The organism is Bacillus sp. SIMBA_005 (assembly GCF_046535585.1).
Taxonomy (GTDB): Bacteria; Bacillota; Bacilli; order Bacillales; family Bacillaceae; genus Bacillus; species Bacillus pumilus.
This window is the reverse complement of record NZ_JAWRWI010000340.1, coordinates 1-275: the sequence shown is the minus strand read 5'-3', so window position 1 is coordinate 275 and position 275 is coordinate 1. Positions and strand designations below refer to the sequence as shown.

Annotated in this window: 1 protein-coding gene; it reads right to left on the bottom strand. The window is 67.3% G+C overall.

Annotated features, from left to right (window positions below):
- Window positions 1–275, bottom strand: a 275-nt coding sequence (locus tag SB660_RS20390) for a hypothetical protein (protein WP_410584142.1), incomplete at both ends; no start/stop codon positions are given.

The window sequence follows — 275 nt, the reverse complement described above, 5'->3', positions numbered from 1 at the left end:
CCTTGAGACTGCTTGACGTGCCGATCTTGATGCGGTCGCCGAAGCGGATGTAGTACACCCACTCGGTGCCTCGGCGGGCTGGGACGTGCTCATCGGGGGCGGGCTGCTCCCACCATGCGTCCTCCCAGCAGTGCGGGTTCGAGCATGCGACTGGGACACCCGGGCCGGTGAGGATCGGACGCCGGCACGTCGGGCATGCGACCTCGGCGAGGAGATGTCGCTCGGTGCTGGAGGTGGTGTGGTCGGCGATGATCTGCGACCAGTGTTCGGTGCAG